Here is a 22,153-nt window from a genome sequence, read left to right on the forward strand (position 1 = left end):
CATTAATCAACAAAGGCCATCAACGGACAAAGCAAGAAGAGAATTAGATCTGGCGCAGTTGACGAGGCAAGCAATAGGACAAACCAACGCCCCGAGCCAACAAAAAGCACAAAAAGGCAATCCACAAAGCATGATTACCTTGCTCTTGGAGCAACCACCAAACCGGAAAGAACACGCCAAAAGCAGCCAACATCATGGTATTTCGCATCTGTTTCGCAGCTGAAAAACCAACAAAAATGCCATCCAAAAGAAAGCAAGCAGCGCCAGCAAGTGGCAATAGCACAATGTAAAGCAAGTAATCTTCAGCAGTGCGGCGAACAGGTTCTAAGTCCGTCAACAGCGACACGATGGCGGCACCAAACTGCCAAAACACTGCGGCAAATAACATGGCTAAAATAGCTGTCCAAAAGCCGTTGAGCTGAATCGCAACCACCGCATCTACTCGCTGTTTAGCGCCTTTGGCCTGTGCCACCATAGCTTCGGCGGCATAAGCAATCCCGTCAAGGCCAAGCGCAATCAGCATCAAGAAATTCATTAATACGGCGTTGGCAGCAATCGTGGCATCGCCCAATCGAGCCGCCCTGGCCGTCATAAAAGCGATACACGATTGCAAACACAGTGAACGGATAAAAATGTCCAGATTCATCGCGATCAGCGATTTCATGTGTCGCCAATGCAACCAGTGCTGGTATTGCCGGAGTCGCTCAAGCATGGCTGGCTGCAATCGGCAAGCGAGCCAGAGCGCCAGTATTGCCGCGCCATAATCGGCAATGACCGTGGCCGCTGCAGCACCTTGCACGCCCCATTGAAACACCAACACAAACAGCAAATCGAGCACAATATTGATGACATTGGTTAAGATCAGCAGCGCCATCGCCGTACGACTGCGTTGCAGACCAATAAACCACCCCATCATCACCAGATTAACCAGCGCCGCCGGTGCCGATAGGATACGAATATCAAAATAGAGCTTGGCCTGCTCCGCCACCAATGACGATGGCTTCATCAAGCCAATGGCCGCCAACCAAATGCCAGCACTCGCGATCAACAAAGCCAAACCAAGGGCTAAAGCCAGCGTTAAACCTTGTAACAGTACGTGACTCTGGCGTGCTTGATCGCCAGCACCGTGCGCTTGCCCAGCGAGGCCTGTAGTGGACATCCGCAAAAAGCCAGCAAGCCAATAAATAAGTGTGACGACCATGCTACCGACAGCCACACCACCCAGATAATAGACTTCATCTAAATGGCCGATCACCGCGGTATCAACCAAGCCAAGCAGGGGTACAGTGAGGTTAGCCAGAATCATCGGCAGCGCGATGTTGCCAATTTTTCGATGCAAATCAGCACGCTGTAAGGTATTCCAGAACGATGTCATAGCAGCCAATATTTGTATTAAGGCAAGGTGATTGCGCGCTGAAAATCACTCAGCAATTGCGATGCTTTGACGGTTGGAATTTCGCCCGGAACGGCAACCGGCTTGAACACGCCATGAATATGGCCATTGGGGTTAATCAATACAATCGACGCAGAATGGTCGACCAAATAGTTGTCTTGATCGGCGCCATCATACAGCGCATAAGCCAAGCCGAGGTTTCGCGTCAGCGGGAACAAATCTGGATGAGGGCCAGTGGCCGCGACAAAGCTAGGATTGAAATAGTTTAGGTAGGCGTTGAGCTTTTCGGTCGTATCTCGCTGCGGATCGGCACTGACAAATACCACTTGCACCGGCAATTCACTGGCTTGCTGCAGCTTAGGGTAGATACCATTGAGCATGGCAAGCGTCATCGGACAGATATCAGGGCAAAAGGTATAACCAAGGAAGATTAAACTCCAGTTGCCAACCAGTCGCTGATTGTCGAATGGTTGCTGTTGGTGATCGGTCAAATGAAATGGCTCAAGCTGTCGTTGCGGCTGATAGACCACCAGCGTATCCGATTGATGGCCATAACCAGTGGCAGTTATTGCCACCTCAGAGGTTGCCGGCTGGCTTTGTTGATAGGCCCAGAATCCAACAATGGCTGCCAGCAATGCAGCAACCAGAATGAGCACCTTGTTGTTCAAGTTAATCCCTTAGTGGCAGTCACTTGCAAACGGCCGAACTAAGCGATGAAATGATCGACCAGAATCACGATAAACAACAGCATAAGGTGGACAATTGAAAAACGGAAGGTTTTCATCGCCCACACTTGCTCATCACCAAATTTGAGCCGCACTGCATAATAAATAAAGGCTAGATTCAAACCGCTGGCGCCAATCGCATAGAGCCAACCATTCATCCCTGCAAGAAATGGAATCAAGCCGACTACAAATAACAACAGGGTATAAAGCAGCACGGCGGTTTTGGTGAATTCAATACCATGGGTAACAGGCAACATCGGTACATTCACTCGGGCATAATCATTCCGTCGATGGATCGCTAACGCCCAGAAGTGAGGAGGCGTCCAAGTAAAAATAATCATCACCAGCAACAGTGGGTAGCCATCAATTTGTCCCGTGACAGCGGTCCAGCCGAGCAATGGAGGAATGGCGCCAGCGAGCCCGCCAATCACAATGTTTTGCGGCGTCGCTCGTTTCAAATACATGGTGTAAACGCCGGCATAACCAACCAAGCCAAACAGGGTCAGCACCGCAGTTAACGGGTTAACCAATAGCCACAACATCGCCGAGCCAATCACCGCCAGCATGGCGGCAAATGCAAGCGCTCGGTGCGCTTCAATGACACCTCGCGGCAAGGGCCGGTGATGTGTGCGAGCCATTTGTTCATCGATTTTTCGATCAACAACATGATTAAGTACTGCTGCAGCCCCAGACACCAGGCCAATTCCCAATAAGCCAAACACCACGGGTTGCCATGGCAGCCAACCCTGTGTGGCGACACACATGCCAACCAATGCCGTGAGCAACAACAGCATCACCACATTGGGTTTGGTCATTTGATAGTAGTCTTGCCAACTGGCCCGCCCTAACAGACGTTGGACTAATCCTGGGCCCTTGAGAGTTAGTGTTCTAGCCATTGGCTTGACCTCCGAAAATAAGTGGTTTGCTGCGCCTTGCCCACAACACCACTAAAGTGGCGAACAGTAGCGCGGCGCCACCGTTGTGAGCCACCGCAACGGCAATCGGCAAATGGGCAATGACATTAATCAGCCCGAGGGAAACTTGCCCGACCAGCAGCAGTGAAAGCCAGATTGAAGCGCCGATGCGGCGCGCTTTAACAAGTTGAAAAATGGCTAAACCAACAACGATGATAACCACCGCCGCGCCGAAACGATGAAACACATGAATTGTCATTCGTTGTTGGTAATTGTGACGGCCGTATTCATAGCTGCCGTCCGTTGTCTCCGGCAAGCTAAAGGCGCCTTTGAGATCCAGTCGCTCGCTCCAGCCGGATTCACAAACAGGTAATTCCACACAGGCAGTTGCCGCATAATTGGCGGATGTCCAGCCGCCGAGCAAAACTTGCAGCATCACGACAATCAGTGCCACCAGCAAAGTCCGTTTTGCACCTGCCGGCGCCAATGACGTCGTTTGATGGGCACGCTTGCTGGCTTGACGCAACCGCGCTGATAACAGACACAACAAGGCAAAAATAGAAAAACCACCGAGTAGATGAGCTAACACCACTAATGGGTTGAGCTTCATCGTCACCGTCCACATCCCTAGTAGCGCCTGAAAGATCACCAACGCCACTAGGCCAACGGTAAGCCCTCGCACGAACCGGCTATGGCGCCAGCCACCAATCGCTAAGCCGACAATCAACAATCCCAAGGCACCGGCCAGATAGCGGTGGATCATCTCATTCCAGGCTTTTTGTGGTTCGACTTGGCGTTCTGGGAAGGCCTCATTGGCCACATCGATTTGCTCGCCTTGTGGCACACTGAGCAAGCCATAGCAGCCTGGCCAATCGGGGCAACCTAGGCCGGCATCGGTTAATCGTGTATACGCACCTAACTGGATCACCAAAAAGCTCAATACCACGGCGACAATACTTGCAACGCGCATAATTACTCCACTTCTACTGTTGTCCCGCTAGCCACCAAGGCCATGGGATGTCCTTTTGCTCATCCGCTGATGCTCATTAACCGATCCGCGATAATTTCAGCATTTTGTACAAATCCGCTTTCACCCCTCGGCCTTGCTCGGCAATTTGCTCGCGCTCAGCGCCAGCTTGCAATGGCGGATAAGTCAGCATGACATGGCCCAGAGGATCCATAATCAGAATAGTGCCGGCTGCCGCCCAGCGCTCTGGTAAGTTGCTAAGTTGTGAGCGCCAAAACAATTGTTGGCCGGTTTGGCTCGGTGCTTGTGCTCCAACTGACAGCACAACAACCCGTTGTTGATACTGTCCCAAGGTGGTTTTGATCCGCTGCAGGTAGCTTTGAGTTGCATCGCATTGCTGCTGACAAATGCCAATCAAAGCCCAGCTGTTGTGCCATTGCTGCTGGCGCCATTCGGCCCGCTGCAGGGGTGGCATCACCATTTGACCATGGGAAGTGACGCCGCCATTAAACCAGCCTTGCTTCAGGATCAATAACGCCACCAGCACTGGCGCTGCAAAAGCCAATAGCACCAATAGAAAAGTGCGCCGAGAAGCGGCTTGTTTGGTTGTCATCCATCCCCCTTTGCGTTTTTACGCACATGACGCCATAAAAAAACCAGCATCAAGATCAACACAGCCACAGCCATTGAATACCACTGCAAGGCGTATCCGTAATGTTTTTCCGGCCCCATATTGAACCATTGCCACTGGCGCGGCAGGCCCCAATTCTCTTTTTCATCAAGCAATACCAGCCAAGGCTGCAATGGCATCGCGAGCTGTTCGGCAAGCAACGATGGCTGATCGGCCTGACTGCGGATCACCGATCCTCGCTGTTCAAACAAGTAGCGCTGATCCAGTAATGGTTGAGCGCTGGTCAGCTTGATTTGTCCCCGCAACCGAACTTGCTGCGGCATCGGAGGTAGCTCAGGCCACTGATCGCGAGAGAGTGCTGCTGGCACCCAACCCAAGTTGACCAGAAAGGCAATTTGATGGTGTGTTACTGGCACCAACAATTGATAGCCGACCTTGCCGTTGTGAATTTTGTTGTCGAGTAAAATTCGCCAATTTGGATCCACCTCGACCTTTAACAACACTGGCAAACCATGCAGCTGCGACGCTGGCGTTGCCAAAATCTGAGATAGATCCGCTGGCAGTCGAAGCCGTTGCTGCTCCAACTGTTCGACCAACTGTTGCTTATGTGCGCCACGCTCTGTTTGCCAAATACCAAGCTTGACCAACCCAGCAAACACCAGCATGGTAAAGACTGAAAAACTGATGATTCGCCAATCAAACCGCATACAACCAAACCTTCATTCAGACACGAGGAAACCGCATGCATTGGCTACTCAAAGCATTGATCGTGATTCTCCTTGTCTCTGTGATTGTTAATTTGGCGCTGGCCTTGAAACAGATGTTGGCGACGTCGAAGTCAGCCGAACGACCACAAAAATCAATGTCGAGCTACATCGGTCGGCGACTCATATTCTCCGCCGCTATTTTGCTGCTACTGTTGCTGTTCGCTGCCAGTGGCAACATCGCCTTCAACCCTCGTCCTTACTAAAGCACGTATACAAAGACAAACAGGCACAACCAAACCACATCAACAAAATGCCAATACCAACTGCCTGCCATAAAGGCGAACTGCTGATCCTTGCTGAAATGGCCTTTAATCACTCGGCCGAATAACACAATCAGAATGATGGTCCCCAAGGTGACATGCATGCCGTGAAAACCGGTCAATAAGAAAAAGGTATTGCCATAGACTCCCGCATCTAAGGTCAAACCCATTTCGACATACGCATGGATGTATTCTTCAACTTGCAGAAATAAGAAGCCCACACCAAGCAGTATGGTAATGAGTAACCACGCGGTTAAAGCCGTACGCTTGCCCTGCTCTAAGCTGACATGGGCAACATGTAAGGTAATCGATGAAATGAGCAAGATAATGGTGTTGTATAGGGGTAAGCCAGACCAGCCCATCGCCTGAGTTTCGCCGCCATCAGGCATTTTAATCAAAGGCCAATGGGCCGAAAATTCTGGCCACAGCACAGCGTGGGTCATTTCGTTGTTGCCAGCACCGCCGAGCCACGGCACCGCAATCATGCGGGCATAAAAGAGAGCACCAAAAAACGCCGCGAAAAACATCACTTCTGAGAAGATAAACCAACTCATGCCTTGGCGAAATGAGCGATCCATCTGTTCGCTGTACAACCCAGACATTGATTCATGAATCACATTGCCAAACCAGCCGATCAGCATGATGATCAGCAAGGTTGCACCAGCCAGTAAGATCCAATGGCCACTGCCACCTTCCTGACTCATTTGCTGCACCGATGTGCCAGCACCAACCGCAATAAGAAATAGCGCGATGGCTCCAACAATGGGCCACGGACTCTGGGCAGGCACATAGTATTTCTGGTATTGCTGACTCATTGCATCGTCCTCTTACTTGGCCATCGCAACTTCGGCGCTTGAGTTATTGTCATGTTCGGTGATGTCGTACAAGGTATAAGCCAAGGTCAAAGTACCAATTTCCTTTGGCATATCTGGCGCAATGTAAAATTGCATTGGCATGACTTTCCGCTCGCCCGGTTGTAGCGGTTGCTGGTTAAAACAAAAACATTCGAGCTTTCTTAGGTATTGCGCACCGAGCCCCGGCGATACTGAAGGGATGGCCTGCGCAACCACGGCTTTATTCGTTGGATTTTCAACAATGAATTCGACCTGAGTCATGACCCCAGGGTTGACTTGAATCGTTGATAACTGTGACTCAAACGGCCAGCTCACGCCTTTGGCATTGCGGGTCATAAATTGAACCCGTACCTGCCGTTGCAAATCGGCTTCGATCGCCACCACTTGAACCGCTTCGTCATTGGTTTTGCCATTCAGTCCGGTGATTTCACAAAACACGTCATAAAGCGGCACCAGGGCAAAGCCAAAACCAAACATCGCCACAACCACCAGCACCAAGCGGCCGGCAAGTTTGCCGTGATTTGGCTGCGCCACCTGCTGGTTGCTACTCATTTGATGACCGGTGGCGTTTCAAAGGTGTGATAAGGTGCGGGCGACGGCACTGTCCATTCAAGCCCTTCTGCGCCCTCCCACGGTTTGGCCTCAGCTTTCTCACCACCGCGTGCTGCTTTAACAATCACCGCAAGGAAGATCAGTTGTGATAAACCGAAGGCAAAACCACCGATGGAAACAATCTGATTAACATCAGCAAACTGCAATGCATAATCAGGAATGCGCCGTGGCATCCCCGCCAAACCGAGGAAATGCATCGGGAAAAACAGAATGTTGACCGAGATAAGCGAGCACCAGAAATGGGCTTTGGCAAGGAATTCGTCAAACATGTAGCCAGTCCACTTTGGCAACCAGTAGTAGGCGGCGGCATAAATCGAGAAAATAGCGCCACTGACTAACACATAATGGAAGTGAGCGACGACGAAGTAAGTGTCGTGGTATTGGAAGTCGACCGGTGTAATTGCCAGCATTAATCCGCTGAAGCCACCGATGGTGAACAGAATGACAAATGCCAATGCGAACAACATCGGCACCTCAAATGTCATCGCGCCGCGCCACATGGTTGCCACCCAGTTGAATACTTTCACGCCGGTCGGCACCGCAATTAGCATGGTGCAGTACATGAAAAATAATTCACCAAATAATGGCATGCCGGTGGTAAACATATGGTGAGCCCAGACGATAAAGCTCAGTCCCGCAATTGACGCTGTTGCGTACACCATCGATGCGTAGCCAAACAAGGGCTTGCGAGCAAAAGCTGGAATGATCGCCGAGACGATGCCGAATGACGGCAAAATCATGATGTACACTTCTGGATGGCCGAAGAACCAAAAGATGTGCTGGAACATCACCGGGTCACCACCACCGGCGGCATCAAAAAAGCTTGTTCCAAAATATTTATCGGTCAAAACCATGGTCACCACACCAGCGAGAACTGGCATTACGGCAATCAACAAAAATGCAGTGATCAGCCAGGTCCAGACAAACAACGGCAATTTCATCCATGTCATCCCCGGTGCACGCAGATTAACGATTGTGACAATGACGTTGATGGCACCCATGATCGACGAGATACCCATGATATGGACCGCAAACACAAACAGCGCCGTGCTGTCATTGGAATACGTGGTCGAGAGCGGCGCATAGAAGGTCCAACCAAACGCTGGGCCACCGCCTTCCATGAACAAGGAGGCAAGTAGGATGGCGAATGCGAACGGTAGAATCCAGAATGACCAGTTGTTCATTCGCGGCAACGCCATGTCAGGCGCACCAATCATCATTGGAATCATCCAGTTCGCCAGCCCTGTGAAGGCCGGCATTACCGCACCAAACACCATGATCAGTCCATGCACCGTGGTCATTTGGTTGAAAAAGTTTGGCTCCACCAGTTGCAGTCCCGGCTGAAATAGCTCTGCACGGATCACCATGGCCATGGCACCACCGACCAGAAACATGGTGAACGCAAAAATCAGGTACAAGGTGCCAATATCTTTGTGGTTGGTAGTCAGCAACCAGCGCATCAGTCCTTTGGGTGCATGATGATGATCATGGCTGTCGTGATCGAGTGTTTGGTCAGTCACTGATGACATAAATACTATTCCTTAATCAGCTGCATTCTTGCGCGCTTGTACATCAGCCGCCTGAATCAATTCACCGGTGTTGTTACCCCAAGCATTCCTCTCGTAAGTGACAACAGCGGCCAACTCTTTGAGAGATAACTGCTTGCCGTAACCTGCCATCGCTGTGCCTGCTTTACCGTGTAGCACGATGTCGATATGGCCTTGCCGATCTTGGGTAACCATTTCGCTGCCAGCCAACGCCGGAAACATACCAGGCAAGCCTTGGCCATTGGGCTGATGGCATGCCGAGCAAAACTGATCATAGGTACGCTTACCTAAGTCCATTAATTCTTGTTCGGATAATTGCATGGCCAACAGGCGCTGCTCTTCAGCTTCGCGAGCTTGCTGTTTCGCAACTTGTTCGGCGAGCCATGCATCAAATTCAGCCTGCTCTTTGGCGATGACCACAACCGGCATAAAACCGTGGTCTTTGCCACACAGCTCGGCGCATTGACCGCGGTAAATTCCCGGCTTAGGTACATTGGTCCAAGCTTCGTTAATAAACCCCGGATTAGCGTCTTTTTTTACTGCAAATTCCGGTACCCACCAAGAATGGATGACATCATCGGATGTCATTAAGAAGCGCACTTTGGTGTTGGTTGGGATCACCAGTGGACGGTCAACTTCCAATAAGTAGTTTTCGCCCTTGGCGAGCTTGTTTTCGATTTGCTTTTTCGGTGTGGCCAGTACGCTGTAGAACTCAAGATCGTGTTCAAAATATTTGTAATGCCACTTCCATTGGCTGCCGGTGACTTGGATGGTTAATTCGGCATCATCGGAATTTTCCATCGCGATTAATGTCTTGGTCGCAGGGATTGCCATGCCAATCAAAATCATAAAGGGGATGGCAGTCCACAGGATTTCGACTTTGGTGCTCTCGTGGAAGTTTGCTGGTTTTACGCCGCGCGATTTTCGGTGCCGAACAATTGAATAGAACATGGCGCCAAAGACGATAAAACCGATGATGCAGCAGATATAAAAGATGGTCATGTGCAGATCATAAACCTGCCCACTAATATCAGTCACTCCCTGACTGAGGTTCAGTGGCATGTCTTTGGCCTGACTTGGAATTGTCACCAATGCAGCTAGCCAACACAGCCCGATTTTTTTCAAATCCACCTAACGTCCTCCAAATCCATACCGGCACGGTATAGCGGTGAAAACGCAGACGGCATAACGAAGATTCGTTACCACGTTTTTTATCGCGATGCTTTTTAGAATTAATGCAAGTATCCGGATCAGTCCAGCGATCCAACCCGCAGATTGTTAAATTTTAATTTAGGATTCAATTAGATAGAGCATAAGCACTAATAAATACAAAGTGCCAACCTGCTGAATTTGATATGTTTTTAATTTTTTTTGATTTAAAACAATTTTTTAACATTGTTTTAAAAAATTGTTAGAAAGGTGATCTAGTTCTCTTGCCCGACTACACACTGGGCAAGTGCACTTCGCAAATTAATGCAGGCAATGTTGATAGTTAGCTAACTGATTGTTTTCTTTGGTTGGAATATCGATACGAGTAACATTGGCAGCGTGTTGGTGAAGGACAATGTTAGGCCAGCTCAGCGGTTGATGAGATGCCTCGCCTTTGGGAAATACAAAACTAAGCGCTTTGGTGCCGCGAGCGGCTAACTTTAGTCGCTTAATGTCACGCCCAGTGAGCTCATCGGTCCATGTCAAAATACAAGCGGCATTATTTTTAACCAGAGCTTGCTCCGCTGCCCAAAGGGTATCGAAATCGTCATTACCATGGACCACTAACAGCCGGCTTCGGTCGACATCAGCCATTTGCGCAATGGCATCCAATGCCGCTTTCGGTGGCTTTAGCAGGATCAGCCAACCGGTATCGTGGCTGAGCTTAGTCAACGCCGGCTCAAGCGACTGTAAAAGTTGTTGTTGGCCATGTGCTGACATTTCGTAAATCACCTCGCTTTGCCAACCTCCGGCAGGGAGCTGCTGATTTAAGGCTTCGTGGCCAGTTGCAATGCAGCATTTGGGAGTGCCAGTTGCCGAAACCTGCCAGACACCTGGGTGCTTCACCCGTTGTTCGGCGAATTGCTTCATAACCATTCTCCATTACGGATAACACCAACTGCTAACCCTTCAATTGAAAAGTGCTGATGGCGAAGATCCACTTCAATTGGATCAAATTCAGGGTTCTCGGCTAACAACAGTACCTTATGGCCATTTTGCTGAAGCCGTTTAACCGTCACGTCTTCTTCGACTCGGGCCACGACTACCTGACCATTTCTGGCGACTTGAGTGCTGTGCACTGCGAGTAAATCACCATCGAGGATGCCGATATCCTTCATGCTTTCGCCGTTAACACGGAGCAAGAAATCGGCTTGAGGCCGGAACAAATTAGGGTCTACCGCATAGTGAGATTCGACATGCTCTTGCGCCAGAATCGGCTCACCAGCAGCAACCTGACCAATCAGCGGCAGACCTTGTTCATCGTTGGCAGCTTCTTCCAACAATAACCGGATACCACGGGAGGTACCCGGGAGAATTTCGATCACACCTTTGCGAGCCAGCGCTTTTAGATGCTCTTCTGCTGCATTGGGACTTTTGAAGCCAAGTTGGCGGGCAATTTCGGCTCGCGTTGGCGGCATTCCTGTTGCTTCGATCGTATCTTTGATCAGTTGGTAAATTTCAGCCTGTCGCGGCGTTAAAGGTCGCATTGAAGTTGCCATATTTATGCCTGTTTATCTATACAGTACCACTGTACAGTAATACAGTATTTTTTGATTGGCAAGTAAAAAGCTTTCATCCATTTGTATTTAGCCTTTGTTATACTCCGCAACTAGCTTTTATTTGCCAGTTCCAAGAACCATGACTCATCACTCAAAGTTGCTGTCCCACTTGATCAAGTGGTCACTTAAGCTGTTTGTCAGAACCCGCGCCATCAGCTCTGAAGCCGTTACCGCTGCGGCTGATCTTCCCATTGTCTATGTGTTAGAGCATGACAGCGCGGTCGATACCCTGACCTTAGCAAAAACTGCAAAAGAGCTCGGCCTGCCGTGCCCTTTTGAGGACGGCAGCCGAGTGCTTTACATTCACGGTCATCGCTTTCAACGTGGCCATGGTGATCGCTTGCAGGCGGCCATCCAGCAGTTATTGTCTGCTCATCAGCACGATCCCGAACTCAATACACAGCTACTACCCATCACCCACTTTTGGGGCCGAAGCCCAGAAAAAACCAAAGGCACGATTAGTAGCTGGTTCGCCGATCACCCAACGCCAGGTTGGCTCCGCAAGATATGGATGGTGCTCTTTCTTGGCCGCGACCACTTTATTCGCTTTGCTCCGCCAGTTTCGATTCGCGAATTTGTTAATCGCTATGGCGACGACCAAACCAGTGTTCAGCGCATAACCCGAGTGGCCCGCGCCCACTTTTTCCGTCAGCGTCTCGCCGCTACGGGGCCGCGATTACCAAATAAAGAACGCATGTTTAAGGAGTTGACTCGGAATCAGGCGATACGTCAGATCACTGATGCCGATCCAATTAAACAAGAAGCCATGCGGGCCAATGCGCGCGATTACCTGAAAGAGATTGCAGCAACCTATTCGAACTCGCTGGTGGTGGTGCTCGATCGGTTTATGACATGGCTGTGGAATCGACTTTATCGCGGGATCAATGTCAATAACATTGAACAAGTGCGACAACTTGCCGAATCCGGCAAGGAGATCGTTTACGTTCCTTGTCACCGCAGCCACATGGATTACTTGCTGCTGAGCTACGTCATTTATCAACAAGGGTTAGTGCCACCGCATATTGCTGCGGGCATTAACCTTAATTTCTGGCCCGCAGGCCCAATCTTCCGCCGTGGCGGCGCGTTTTTTATTCGCCGTTCATTTCGCGGTAATAAATTGTATTCAACGGTGTTTCGCGAATACCTGAGTTGGTTGATTAAAGAAGGTTTCCCGGTCGAGTATTTTAGTGAAGGTGGTCGCAGCCGAACCGGTCGTTTGCTAACCCCAAAAACTGGCATGTTAGCAATGACAGTGCAGAGCCAGCTCAGCTCGCAGAGCCGGCCAATCGTGTTGGTGCCCATTTATCTTGGCTATGAGCACGTCATGGAAGTGACCACTTATCTGAAAGAACTAAAGGGTAAAAACAAAGAAAAAGAAAACTTCTTTGGCACGCTTAAGATCCTTCGTAAATTGCGTAACTATGGTCAGGGCTACGTCAATTTCGGTACGCCGATTTCACTCGATGAACATCTCTCTGGATTCGATTCGGATTGGCGTAACAACGATCCGGAGGAGCGTCCAAGCTGGCTGTCTGATGCCGTTTCAACACTAGCCCAGCGCTCGATGACCGAAGTTAACAACGCCGCTGCGATCAATGGCCTGACCTTGGCGGCGATGGCCATTTTGAGCAATGACAATCGCGCCATGAGTGAGCGCTCGCTAGCGTTATTTCTTAACAGCTGTTTGGAATTATCACGTCTCGCAAGTTATCACCAGAACACCACAGTGCCGCAAGAAGATGGCCACACGCTGCTCAAGCAAACCTTGGAGTTAGAGAAATTCCAAGTCAATGAGGACAAGCTCGGCAACGTCATTAGCCTCGACCCGTTTGGTCAGGTGGTGATGACCTACTACCGCAATAACATCATTCACTTGTTTGTACTGCCGAGCCTGATGGCCGCAATCATTGTTGAACGCGGCACAGTCAACAAGTCGCAACTGTTTGCCGATATTGATGCCCTATTCCCGCTGTTGCAAGTTGAGTTATTCCTCAACCCTTGCCAGAACTGGCGCCAGCAATATTTAGAGAACATTCTGAGTGCGTTTATCCAACTCCAGTGGGTCAGCTGCGATGACGACTTGGTGACCACAAGTAGCAAGCGCAGTGCTCAACATTTGCAATTGAGTCAGCTTGCCAATGTCGTTGGTGAAACACTGCAACGCTACAGCATTGTGTTGGAGTTACTTGATTTCCGTCAGGATATTGCTCGCAGTGCCCTGGAGTCCGAATCACGTGCCGTGGCCGAACAATTGGGCAAATTGCACGGCATCAATGCGCCAGAGTTTTTCGACAAACAACTGTTCGCCACCTTAACGACGCAGCTTAAAGCCATGGGCTTACTCGACGGCGATGATGGCGCCAAGCAGTCGTTGCAACAATATCGCCAGCTGGTCTCAGGTTTGGTGTCGAGCGACATCCATAAAAGCATTGAGCAACTGGTTCAACAGCCAAGATAACGGCGCCACAGTACGCACCAATAATGGCTATATGGATTGGGTCAGGCCTGCAGCAGCGGGCCTAACCAACCAGCGCCAGGGCTAAACCGCCGCTAATCACCATTCCCACCCAGTTGTTGCTGCGAAATGCCAGAAAGCACGCGGCTGGCTGTCGCTCGCGAACTAACTGCCATTGCCAGATAAACAGGCCTAGCGCCAACAGCAAAGCGCCAGCAAAAGTAACCTGCATGAGAGCTGCGCTAACGGCAAAGCCAACTAGGCAAGCAAGGCAAAGTAGTTGCAACATCACAATTGCCAACACATCGAAGCGGCCAAATAAAATCGCCGTCGATTTAATACCCACTTTCAAATCATCCGCGCGGTCGACCATGGCATATTGGGTGTCGTAAGCCACAGTCCAAGCCAGATTGGCGGCAAATAGCCACCATGCATGGGCCGGAATCGCACCATTAATTGCGGCATAAACCATCGGAATCGCCCAACTAAATGCCGCCCCAAGTACTACTTGAGGCAAGTGTGTGATGCGTTTTGTAAAAGGATAGATAGTGGCTAACGCCACGGCGACGAATGACAACTGTATGGTGAGTTGATTGAGCGTCAGGACTAAAGCAAAAGCCACTAAACATAGACCCACGAACACGCCTAACGCTTGTTTCGGCGTCACTTCGCCAGTCACTAGCGGTCTGGTTTTGGTTCGCGCCACAGCACCATCCCAATGGCGATCGGCGTAATCATTAATCACACAACCAGCGGATCGCATCAGCACCACGCCCAACATCAAGGCAACAGCGGGCCATGACCAAACGAGTCCTTGCGCAGCATCCAACAACGCCCACAAAGTTGGCCATAGCAATAGCAAAATACCGACAGGTTTATCTAATCGGCACAGACGAAAAATTCCAGCCCAAGGAAATGGCATCGGTTGTTTAATTGGTTGAGTTCTCATCGTTCAGGACATTACGGCTTTGCTGGCGCCATGCTACCACACAGTCGGATCAGAGTGCGGAAGTTCAGTGGCAATGACGGCTTCAACTAAGTACAATAATCAGTCGAACTATAAATTACAGAATTAGGCCCCATGGTTAAAAAAATTTCGACTAGCTGGAGAGCATGGATGTTGCTGGCCGGATTATTATTATCGCAGCAAGCAGCAGCAGAAAACGCCCCAGCTCCGAACGGCGACTATGCCTATTTCGGCTTTGAACCAGACATAGTCACCAACTATATCCGTAAAGGCCCCAGCCTCGGCTATATCCGCTTAACAGCTGAAATCATGGTTGCTGGCAATAAAAACTTAGAGCTAGTCGAGCACCATGCGCCCCTGTTACGTGCCGCGTTGGTCGAGATTTTTGGTAGTCAGCCCGAAGATAAGATCAAATCATTAGCAGGCCGTGAAGAAATTCGCCGCCAGTGCCTCACGACGATCAATGAGTTGTTACAACAGGAAACGGGGCAACCGCTAGCGGCGGACATTCTGTTTACTAAATACCTGTATCACTAAGGCGTGTTGACCGTTGCAAAGCGCTGCGCCTCGTCCTGAAGCGCAGCGATAAACCATTAACGCTTACGAGCGTCAAACCAGCCCTGAACGGCCCCCACCAGCAAACCGCCCAAATGAGCAAAATTGGCCACTTGCTGACCAAGTAAGCCAGCAAAGCCCAGCACCAACCAAATCAGCATAAAGCCAATGTAGGCCGGCGGCATCGCCAGCTCTGGCTGTTTACGCTGCACCACCGCAACGTAACCCAGCAGTGCATATACGACGCCGCTTAAACCAAGGAAGTTTGGCCCTACCAGAAAGCCTTGGAGTAGGTTGGAGAACAAGGCACCGACAAGAAACAGTTCAAGTAGCTTACTGGTGCTGACAACGCGCTCAATACGCCCTCCCAGATACCACCACCAGACCACATTGAACAACAAATGAATCAAGGCGATGTGCATCAACGCAGGTGTCCACAAGCGCCAAATCTGCGGCCACTGTTCGGCAAACGGAGCTGGGAAGTGTAACCAACCGAATAAGGTCGACGCCAAGCCAATCTGATTCAACAAGCCAATCACCAGACAAGCAATCAAGATAACGAGGGTCACTGGCCCTGCATGCAGCCAAATTTGATGGAGAATCGGCGCGCCACTGCTGCCGTAATCAAAACTGACACCACTTTGATCGGCGCGCTGCCACGAGGCACTGCGATACCTTGGATGATTTGGATTTTCAGCAAACGCCTGAAATGCCTGTTGCGCGGCTTGGTAGTGCTCGGCATTCAGTAACTCAATGCAGTAGTAGTGGCCATCAACTCGCACTTCACATGGCATCCGCTGAACCGCCATGTAGTCGACAAAGGCCTGCGCTAAGCGCGGATCAGTGAGACGTCCCAGCTGCATGGCTAGTTGCTCTCAACGTCGTTGGGGTACTGCTGAGCCCAAGCTTCAAAACCACCATCAAGACTGTACACCTGCTCAAACCCCTGATTGGCGAGATATTCGGCTGCTGGCTGACTGGAAATGCCGTGATAACAGCACACCACCAGCGGCTGATCGAATTCACCATGAAGGACAAAATCGGCCACATTGGTATTGTCGAGGCGCACGGCTCCGAGCATGCGTCCTTGGCCAAAGGCATTGGCATCACGAATATCGGCGATCTGCACCTTGCCCTTGGCCAGAAGGGCCTGAGCATCGGCAGGAGAAATACGAGAAAAAGCTGACATCAACGGCTCCTTTGAAAAATCGGAGTCATTGTATCAGCCAACAACAGCCGGTGCGATCCGGCTTCTATCAAGCTTCTTTCAGACGCTCATTAAACTCAGCTTGGCGCACATTGAATTGCAATATCTTGTGGGAAGCTGAAATGGTGCCGCTGCCACCACACAACGAGCAGCTGTATTGTTCGCGGTAAGATTGCTGGCCGTTAGAGCCAACCAAGACTAACGAGCCAGCGCCATCGCACTCTGGGCAAATTTCCATTGAGAAACACTCCTGTCAATGCAAGCAACGCCAGACTAATAGTCTGACACTACAGTGGCATGACAGTTGTGTGCTATTTCGATGACGTCCAATCGAGGATGACTTTGCCACATTGGCCGCTCAGCATGGCATCAAAGCCCTGCTGAAAATCATCAACCGAATAGTGATGGGTGAGCATCGGCGTGAGGTCGAGGCCCGACTGCACCAAGCTGGCCATTTTGTACCAGGTTTCAAACATTTCCCGGCCGTAAATGCCTTTGATGGTCAGCCCTTTGAAAATCACATGGTTCCAGTCGATGGGCATTGATGAAGGAGGGATCCCCAGCAAGGCAACCTTACCGCCATGATTCATCTTGGCAAGCAGATCAGAAAATGCCGCCGGCACCCCTGACATCTCCATCCCCACGTCAAAGCCTTCGGTCATGCCCAACTCTTTCATCACGTCATCGAGTGATTGTTGGCTGACATCAACTGCTCTCGTCGCTCCCATCTGGCGAGCCAAATCCAACCGATAGCGATTCACATCTGTGATCACAACATGGCGAGCGCCGCTATGACGCGCGACCGCGGCGGCCATAATGCCAATGGGCCCAGCGCCAGTGATCAGCACATCTTCACCGACCAAATCAAACGACAGAGCGGTGTGAACAGCATTACCAAAGGGGTCAAAAATAGCAGCTAGATCATCACTGATGTCATCCGCTAATTTGAATGCGTTATATGCTGGGATCACTAGATATTCAGCAAAACAACCCGGCCGATTAACACCAACACCTGTGGTATTACGACACAGGTGTCGGCGACCCGCTCGACAGTTGCGGCAATGGCCACAAGTAATATGGCCCTCACCGGAGACTCGATCGCCAATTGCAAAACCGCGAACTTCCTGGCCAATAGCAACCACTTCGCCAGCGTATTCGTGGCCCACCACCATAGGCACCGGAATGGTTTGCTGCGACCATTCATCCCATTTGTAGATGTGTAAATCAGTGCCGCAAATCGCCGTCTTGTGGATTTTGATCAACAGATCATTATGTCCCAACTCAGGGATTGGCACTTCGGTCATCCAAATGCCTGGCTCGGCTTTCAGTTTGGCCAGCGCCTTCATGGTTTGAGTCATTTGCTGATCACTCCAAGTTCTCGACCAACGTCGATGAATGCATCAATCGCCCGATCTAATTGCGCCTGGGTATGGGCTGCCGACATCTGAGTGCGAATACGGGCTTTACCTTGTGGCACCACAGGAAACGAGAAGCCAACCACATAGATGCCGCGCTGCATCATGCGCTCAGCCATATCGGCCGCTACCTTGGCATCACCGAGCATCACCGGCACAATGGCGTGATCAGCGCCAGCTAGAGTAAAACCAGCATCTGTCATACGTTGACGGAAGTACGCACTATTTTGTTTCAGCTGTTGGCGCAGATCGCCACTTTCGCCCAGTAACTTCAAGGTCTGCCGCGACGCACTAACAATCGCTGGCGCTAACGAGTTAGAAAACAAATAAGGCCGCGAGCGCTGGCGCAACCAGTCAATCACTTCTTTCTTACCGGCAGTATAACCACCAGAGGCGCCACCCATGGCTTTTCCTAAGGTACCGGTGATGATGTCGACCCGCTCCATGACATTGTGAAACTCATGGCTTCCCCGCCCCTGTTCGCCGACAAAACCAACAGCGTGGCTGTCATCAACCATCACCAAGGCGTTGTACTTGTCGGCCAAATCACAAATGGCCGGCAGGTTGGCGATCACCCCGTCCATCGAAAATACCCCGTCGGTGGCAATCAGCTTGTGGCGAGCGCCGGCTTCATCAGCAGCAATCAGCTGTTGCTCTAATTCAGCCATGTCGTTGTTGCTGTAACGAAAGCGCTTTGCTTTACACAAGCGCACACCATCAATGATTGAGGCGTGGTTTAGGGCATCAGAAATAATCGCGTCTTCGGCGCCCAACAGGGTTTCAAATAAACCGGCGTTGGCATCAAAGCATGACGAATAAAGGATCACATCTTCCATGCCAAGAAATTCAGCCAGCTCAGCCTCAAGCGCCTGATGCTGGTCTTGGGTTCCGCAAATAAACCGCACCGAGGCCATACCAAAGCCGTATTGGTCCAAGCCCTGTTTCGCCGCGGCGATCAGCTCTGGGTGGTTAGCTAAACCTAAGTAATTGTTAGCACAAAGGTTAATCACCTCTTTACCGGAATCGACGCGAATATCGGCATCTTGGGCAGTGACAATGGCGCGTTCAGATTTGAATAAACCTTGCTGACGAACGTCGTCGAGGCGCTGTGCTAAATCAGTATATAGAGGATGCATGATGGTTTTCCCAGACTCGGAGCGAATGCCGCGTAGTTTAACGCCAAGGCTGGGGTCGGGTGTATGATCCGACAGCTATTTCAACGACAGCAAATGCTGCCGTTTTGGAAACTTGAACTTACAGTTCGCTGCGCGCGCGGTAATTTTGTTGCAAACGCTCAAACTCGTCACGGGCCTCTGCCGAGGCATAGGGCTTGACTAACGCAATCAGCTTGACCACACCATCGTACACCGCTGGCACTTCGACTTTGACATCATTGGACTGACACATTTGAAAGCTGATCCAAAACGCCACAACCAATTTAATCAGCTGAATCAAATCCTCGATGGCATGGTCATCAATGACAATGACACCATTGTCTCTGAGTGCTTTGAGCACAACGGCGGCGCGACCAGAAACGGCTTCCTGAACATTGAGATAGCGCTGCTGCAGGGTGTGATCGCGCAGCAAAATACCGGGCAAACTGGAATAGAAGAAGCGAAAACGCCAAATACTGGAAAATGCCTCGTCGCAATAATCCGCCAGCTTGCTGACGGTCATCGGCCCTTCGGTTGGCTTAAATGCCGACTCCATATGACTGATGTATTCTTCGAACACACTGTGAATAATGTCTTCTTTATTGCGGAAGTGATAATACAAGTTACCCGGACTAATCCCGAGGTGGGCAGCAATGTGATTGGTGGTAATCGCCCGTTCGCCAAACTCATTAAATAATTCAATGCTGGCTTGAATAATGCGCTCTTTTGTCTTCATCGCACAGTCCGTGTTAAGTCACTCGATCTACTATGGCATAAGCCGCTGAATTAACACTATATCGGACTCATTCCTATTTCGCTTAACCGGCTCCTGACTTATTTGTCTCGGGTCACAATCTGACATCGACAAAAAATCCTTTTATAATCGACCACCTGGCCGTTGTTTTAACCGCTTAATCACGTTAAAACCTATTCTGGAACCTGACAGGGAAGCCCTCCATGGGTCACACAACAAAAATATCTACCCCAGCGCTCGCTGTTCTATTGGGCGCTGGTCTAGTGGCAACTCCAACGTTAGCACTAGCGAAAAACGTCTCGCCATATTTGCCACTGAAACTTTCTCCGGAAATTGAATACAAAGTCGAGCGCCTATTCGTGCTCGCGGATGAGCCGATTCTCAAACGCCCAATTTCAATTCGAGCAGTGTACAAAGCCTTGGCGAAATTAGGCCATCAAGATCCAGCGCTGAGTCGCGCCATCAAGGCCTACTTAAAACGTTATAACGCAACCGCCGCGGCTACCCATGCCAGCGCCAAGCTCAGCTCGACCGATAGCCTCGACAACACCAAAACCTTAGCCAATAGTCGCGGCCGAACCACTGGCAGCTCCTATGAGATCGCCGCTGCCGGTTATTTCAGCCCCAACGACTACGTCTGGGTCAATGTCGGCGGCCTAAGCCACGACGATGAATCCTACCTCGAAGGCACCTACCTGTCCTTTGGTACCGAGTGGGCACAGGTCGATATTGGCTATCGACCCCACTGGTTTGGACCATTTCAAGATAGTGACATGCTAATTTCGACCAACGCCAAAACCATGGCTAGCGTTACTATTTCCAATACGGTTCCGCTGACCGACTTTGGCATTACCTATGAAATGTTTTTTGCCGAGATGTCGACATCGAAACTGATCTTGAGCCAAGACACCGATGAGCGGCTCAAAGGTGAGCCGAAACTATTCGGCTTGCACCTCGGTTTTCAGCCGCTTGATGGCTTTGCCATTGGCTTTAATCGCTTGATGCAATATGGCGGCGGCGATCGTGATGATAGCTTGGGCGACTTGTTCAAAGCCTTCTGGGATCCTTCTGGCCAAGATAATGTCGGCGACAAAGGTCGCGACTTTGGCAACCAGCTCACGTCCATTACCACCCGCTACACCTTCCCCGGAGAAATGCCGTTTTCGGTGTACATGGCCTATGCCGGAGAAGATACCTCAAATGGCGATAATTTCCGGCTCGGCAATACCTCATTGATGTTTGGTGTGCATTTGCCAAAACTCACCGATCAGCTCGATTTCAGTTACGAATTCGCTGACTGGCAAAACTCTTGGTACACCAACACCAACTATGGCGATGGCTTACGTGAGGAGAAAGTGGTCATTGGCCACTGGGGCGGACAAAATCGTGATTTGCAGCCGCCTGTCGGCGCAACGACCCACATGGCTAAATTGATTTGGGAAATGAGCGGCTCGCAGATCCTTACCACCACAGCGCGCTTTATTAGTAACGAAGATTACTACGGCGCCGATTACGACGATGGTTATGAACTGGGTATCGAATACACCCACGCCCTGCGTTATGGCTTAGTCGGTGCTGAGCTGCTCACCGGTCAAAATGTTTACGGCGATTCGTTCGCCACTGCAACAGGATTTGTAAGATGGTAAATCAGTCCCTAGTCGCGCTTGCCGTGCTAGCCGGTGGCGCATTGCTGCCGACGCAAGCAACCGAAATTTACGGCAACCTTGGTGTTAACTACCACGATGTCAGCTTTGACACGGGCGATGCCGCATTCGAAGCCGCTCAGGATGATTCCGATGTCGGTTACCACGTTGCCATCGGCGTACGCCGCCCATTTGGTGACAGCCAAACCCACTGGCTTGGCTTTCAGTTGGAGTTTGATGAGATCCTCGGCGACTCAATGGTAGCTTTTCGCGCACTTGATTACCAATATGCGATTGACGACCGCTGGCGCGTCGGCGCGTTCATTGGCGCCGCATCGATTGACACTGGTGCCTCTCAGACCGGTTACCATCTCGGCGGCGGGGTGATGTACATGAACCTTTTGCCACAACTCGATGTGGGCCTCGACCTTCGCTATGGCGACCGAGTCGCGCGCGATCGCTTGTTTGCTGATGATCCACAGTCCGATAAATCACCGGATTTCTTCTATGATGTGCTCAGCACTAGCCTATACGCCAGCTGGCGCTTTTAATCGACAGGACTTGA

Annotated in this window: 24 protein-coding genes; 5 read left to right on the forward strand and 19 right to left on the reverse strand. The window is 50.7% G+C overall.

What is annotated here, in order from left to right; translation table 11 throughout:
• Positions 1–43 precede the first annotated feature (43 nt).
• From IC617_RS16995 to IC617_RS17020, 6 genes are all read right to left on the reverse strand, one after another.
• A complete protein-coding gene (locus tag IC617_RS16995) occupies positions 44–1,375 on the reverse strand; it encodes an MATE family efflux transporter (RefSeq protein ID WP_191146186.1) in 1,332 nt (443 codons plus the stop codon).
• A 17-nt stretch (positions 1,376–1,392) separates the two neighbouring features.
• Positions 1,393–2,061 carry an SCO family protein gene (locus IC617_RS17000; protein ID WP_224746093.1) on the reverse strand — a complete coding sequence of 223 codons (669 nt, stop codon included), beginning with the start codon at positions 2,059–2,061 and terminating at the stop codon, positions 1,393–1,395.
• A gap of 38 nt (positions 2,062–2,099) precedes the next feature.
• Entirely contained in the window at positions 2,100–3,014 is a 915-nt protein-coding gene (cyoE, locus tag IC617_RS17005) for a heme o synthase (protein ID WP_191146187.1), read from the reverse strand.
• Positions 3,007–4,002: a COX15/CtaA family protein gene (locus IC617_RS17010; protein ID WP_191146188.1), complete on the reverse strand. Its 996-nt coding sequence runs from the start codon at positions 4,000–4,002 to the stop codon at positions 3,007–3,009. Before IC617_RS17010 ends, cyoE begins: the two co-directional genes overlap by 8 nt.
• Positions 4,003–4,078: 76 nt before the next feature.
• Positions 4,079–4,612 (reverse strand): redox-active disulfide-containing membrane protein, encoded by a 534-nt coding sequence (locus IC617_RS17015; protein ID WP_191146189.1) that lies wholly within the window; start codon positions 4,610–4,612, stop codon positions 4,079–4,081.
• Positions 4,609–5,337: an SURF1 family protein gene (locus IC617_RS17020; RefSeq protein ID WP_191146190.1), complete on the reverse strand. Its 729-nt coding sequence runs from the start codon at positions 5,335–5,337 to the stop codon at positions 4,609–4,611. The genes IC617_RS17015 and IC617_RS17020 overlap by 4 nt, the downstream gene beginning before the upstream one ends.
• 35 nt (positions 5,338–5,372) lie before the next feature.
• On the opposite strand from IC617_RS17020, the gene IC617_RS17025 reads away from it, so the two are divergent.
• Positions 5,373–5,600, forward strand: a complete 228-nt coding sequence (locus IC617_RS17025) for a DUF2909 family protein (RefSeq protein ID WP_191146191.1) — start codon at positions 5,373–5,375, stop codon at positions 5,598–5,600.
• Here the strand turns inward: IC617_RS17025 and IC617_RS17030 are convergent.
• The 6 genes from IC617_RS17030 to lexA form a co-directional block, all read right to left on the reverse strand.
• Positions 5,597–6,472: a cytochrome c oxidase subunit 3 gene (locus tag IC617_RS17030; RefSeq protein ID WP_191146192.1), complete on the reverse strand. Its 876-nt coding sequence runs from the start codon at positions 6,470–6,472 to the stop codon at positions 5,597–5,599. The two genes, IC617_RS17025 and IC617_RS17030, sit on opposite strands and share 4 nt — an antisense overlap.
• 12 nt (positions 6,473–6,484) lie before the next feature.
• Positions 6,485–7,063 (reverse strand): cytochrome c oxidase assembly protein, encoded by a 579-nt coding sequence (locus tag IC617_RS17035; RefSeq protein WP_191146193.1) that lies wholly within the window; start codon positions 7,061–7,063, stop codon positions 6,485–6,487.
• A complete protein-coding gene (ctaD, locus tag IC617_RS17040) occupies positions 7,060–8,652 on the reverse strand; it encodes a cytochrome c oxidase subunit I (RefSeq protein ID WP_191146194.1) in 1,593 nt (530 codons plus the stop codon). The genes IC617_RS17035 and ctaD overlap by 4 nt, the downstream gene beginning before the upstream one ends.
• 12 nt (positions 8,653–8,664) lie before the next feature.
• Positions 8,665–9,732: a cytochrome c oxidase subunit II gene (gene coxB, locus IC617_RS17045; protein WP_191146214.1), complete on the reverse strand. Its 1,068-nt coding sequence runs from the start codon at positions 9,730–9,732 to the stop codon at positions 8,665–8,667.
• A gap of 408 nt (positions 9,733–10,140) precedes the next feature.
• Positions 10,141–10,749, reverse strand: a complete 609-nt coding sequence (locus IC617_RS17050) for a SulA-like leucine-rich domain-containing protein (RefSeq protein ID WP_191146195.1) — start codon at positions 10,747–10,749, stop codon at positions 10,141–10,143.
• Positions 10,746–11,366 carry a transcriptional repressor LexA gene (gene lexA / locus IC617_RS17055; RefSeq protein WP_087507444.1) on the reverse strand — a complete coding sequence of 207 codons (621 nt, stop codon included), beginning with the start codon at positions 11,364–11,366 and terminating at the stop codon, positions 10,746–10,748. The genes IC617_RS17050 and lexA overlap by 4 nt, the downstream gene beginning before the upstream one ends.
• Positions 11,367–11,517: 151 nt before the next feature.
• Here lexA and plsB point away from each other — a divergent pair, with 151 nt between their 5' ends.
• On the forward strand, positions 11,518–13,896 hold the full coding sequence (gene plsB / locus IC617_RS17060; RefSeq protein ID WP_191146196.1) for a glycerol-3-phosphate 1-O-acyltransferase PlsB: 2,379 nt from the start codon (positions 11,518–11,520) through the stop codon (positions 13,894–13,896).
• A 61-nt stretch (positions 13,897–13,957) separates the two neighbouring features.
• Here the strand turns inward: plsB and ubiA are convergent, their stop codons facing one another.
• Positions 13,958–14,815 (reverse strand): 4-hydroxybenzoate octaprenyltransferase, encoded by an 858-nt coding sequence (gene ubiA, locus IC617_RS17065; RefSeq protein WP_191146215.1) that lies wholly within the window; start codon positions 14,813–14,815, stop codon positions 13,958–13,960.
• A gap of 159 nt (positions 14,816–14,974) precedes the next feature.
• Here ubiA and IC617_RS17070 point away from each other — a divergent pair, with 159 nt between their 5' ends.
• Entirely contained in the window at positions 14,975–15,397 is a 423-nt protein-coding gene (locus IC617_RS17070) for a flagellar basal body-associated protein FliL (RefSeq protein ID WP_224746095.1), read from the forward strand.
• A 56-nt stretch (positions 15,398–15,453) separates the two neighbouring features.
• Here the strand turns inward: IC617_RS17070 and glpG are convergent, their stop codons facing one another.
• From glpG to IC617_RS17100, 6 genes are all read right to left on the reverse strand, one after another.
• A complete protein-coding gene (gene glpG / locus IC617_RS17075) occupies positions 15,454–16,278 on the reverse strand; it encodes a rhomboid family intramembrane serine protease GlpG (protein WP_191146197.1) in 825 nt (274 codons plus the stop codon).
• Between the two features lie 2 nt (positions 16,279–16,280).
• Complete coding sequence (gene glpE / locus IC617_RS17080) at positions 16,281–16,604, reverse strand: thiosulfate sulfurtransferase GlpE (protein WP_191146198.1); 324 nt, start codon at positions 16,602–16,604, stop codon at positions 16,281–16,283.
• 67 nt (positions 16,605–16,671) lie between these two features.
• A complete protein-coding gene (locus IC617_RS17085) occupies positions 16,672–16,860 on the reverse strand; it encodes a hypothetical protein (RefSeq protein WP_191146199.1) in 189 nt (62 codons plus the stop codon).
• A gap of 73 nt (positions 16,861–16,933) precedes the next feature.
• A complete protein-coding gene (gene tdh, locus IC617_RS17090; protein ID WP_191146217.1) occupies positions 16,934–17,968 on the reverse strand; it encodes an L-threonine 3-dehydrogenase in 1,035 nt (344 codons plus the stop codon).
• 8 nt (positions 17,969–17,976) lie between these two features.
• Entirely contained in the window at positions 17,977–19,173 is a 1,197-nt protein-coding gene (locus IC617_RS17095) for a glycine C-acetyltransferase (protein WP_191146200.1), read from the reverse strand.
• 118 nt (positions 19,174–19,291) lie between these two features.
• Entirely contained in the window at positions 19,292–19,927 is a 636-nt protein-coding gene (locus IC617_RS17100; protein ID WP_191146201.1) for a TetR/AcrR family transcriptional regulator, read from the reverse strand.
• 221 nt (positions 19,928–20,148) lie between these two features.
• Between IC617_RS17100 and IC617_RS17105 the strand changes: the two genes are divergently transcribed.
• Together IC617_RS17105 and IC617_RS17110 are read left to right on the forward strand one after the other, a co-directional pair.
• A complete protein-coding gene (locus tag IC617_RS17105; protein WP_191146202.1) occupies positions 20,149–21,591 on the forward strand; it encodes a capsule assembly Wzi family protein in 1,443 nt (480 codons plus the stop codon).
• Positions 21,585–22,139 carry a hypothetical protein gene (locus tag IC617_RS17110; RefSeq protein WP_191146203.1) on the forward strand — a complete coding sequence of 185 codons (555 nt, stop codon included), beginning with the start codon at positions 21,585–21,587 and terminating at the stop codon, positions 22,137–22,139. Before IC617_RS17105 ends, IC617_RS17110 begins: the two co-directional genes overlap by 7 nt.
• The last annotated feature ends 14 nt before the right edge of the window (positions 22,140–22,153 follow it).

The organism is Neiella litorisoli, assembly GCF_014773395.1.
GTDB lineage: Bacteria > Pseudomonadota > Gammaproteobacteria > Enterobacterales > Neiellaceae > Neiella > Neiella litorisoli.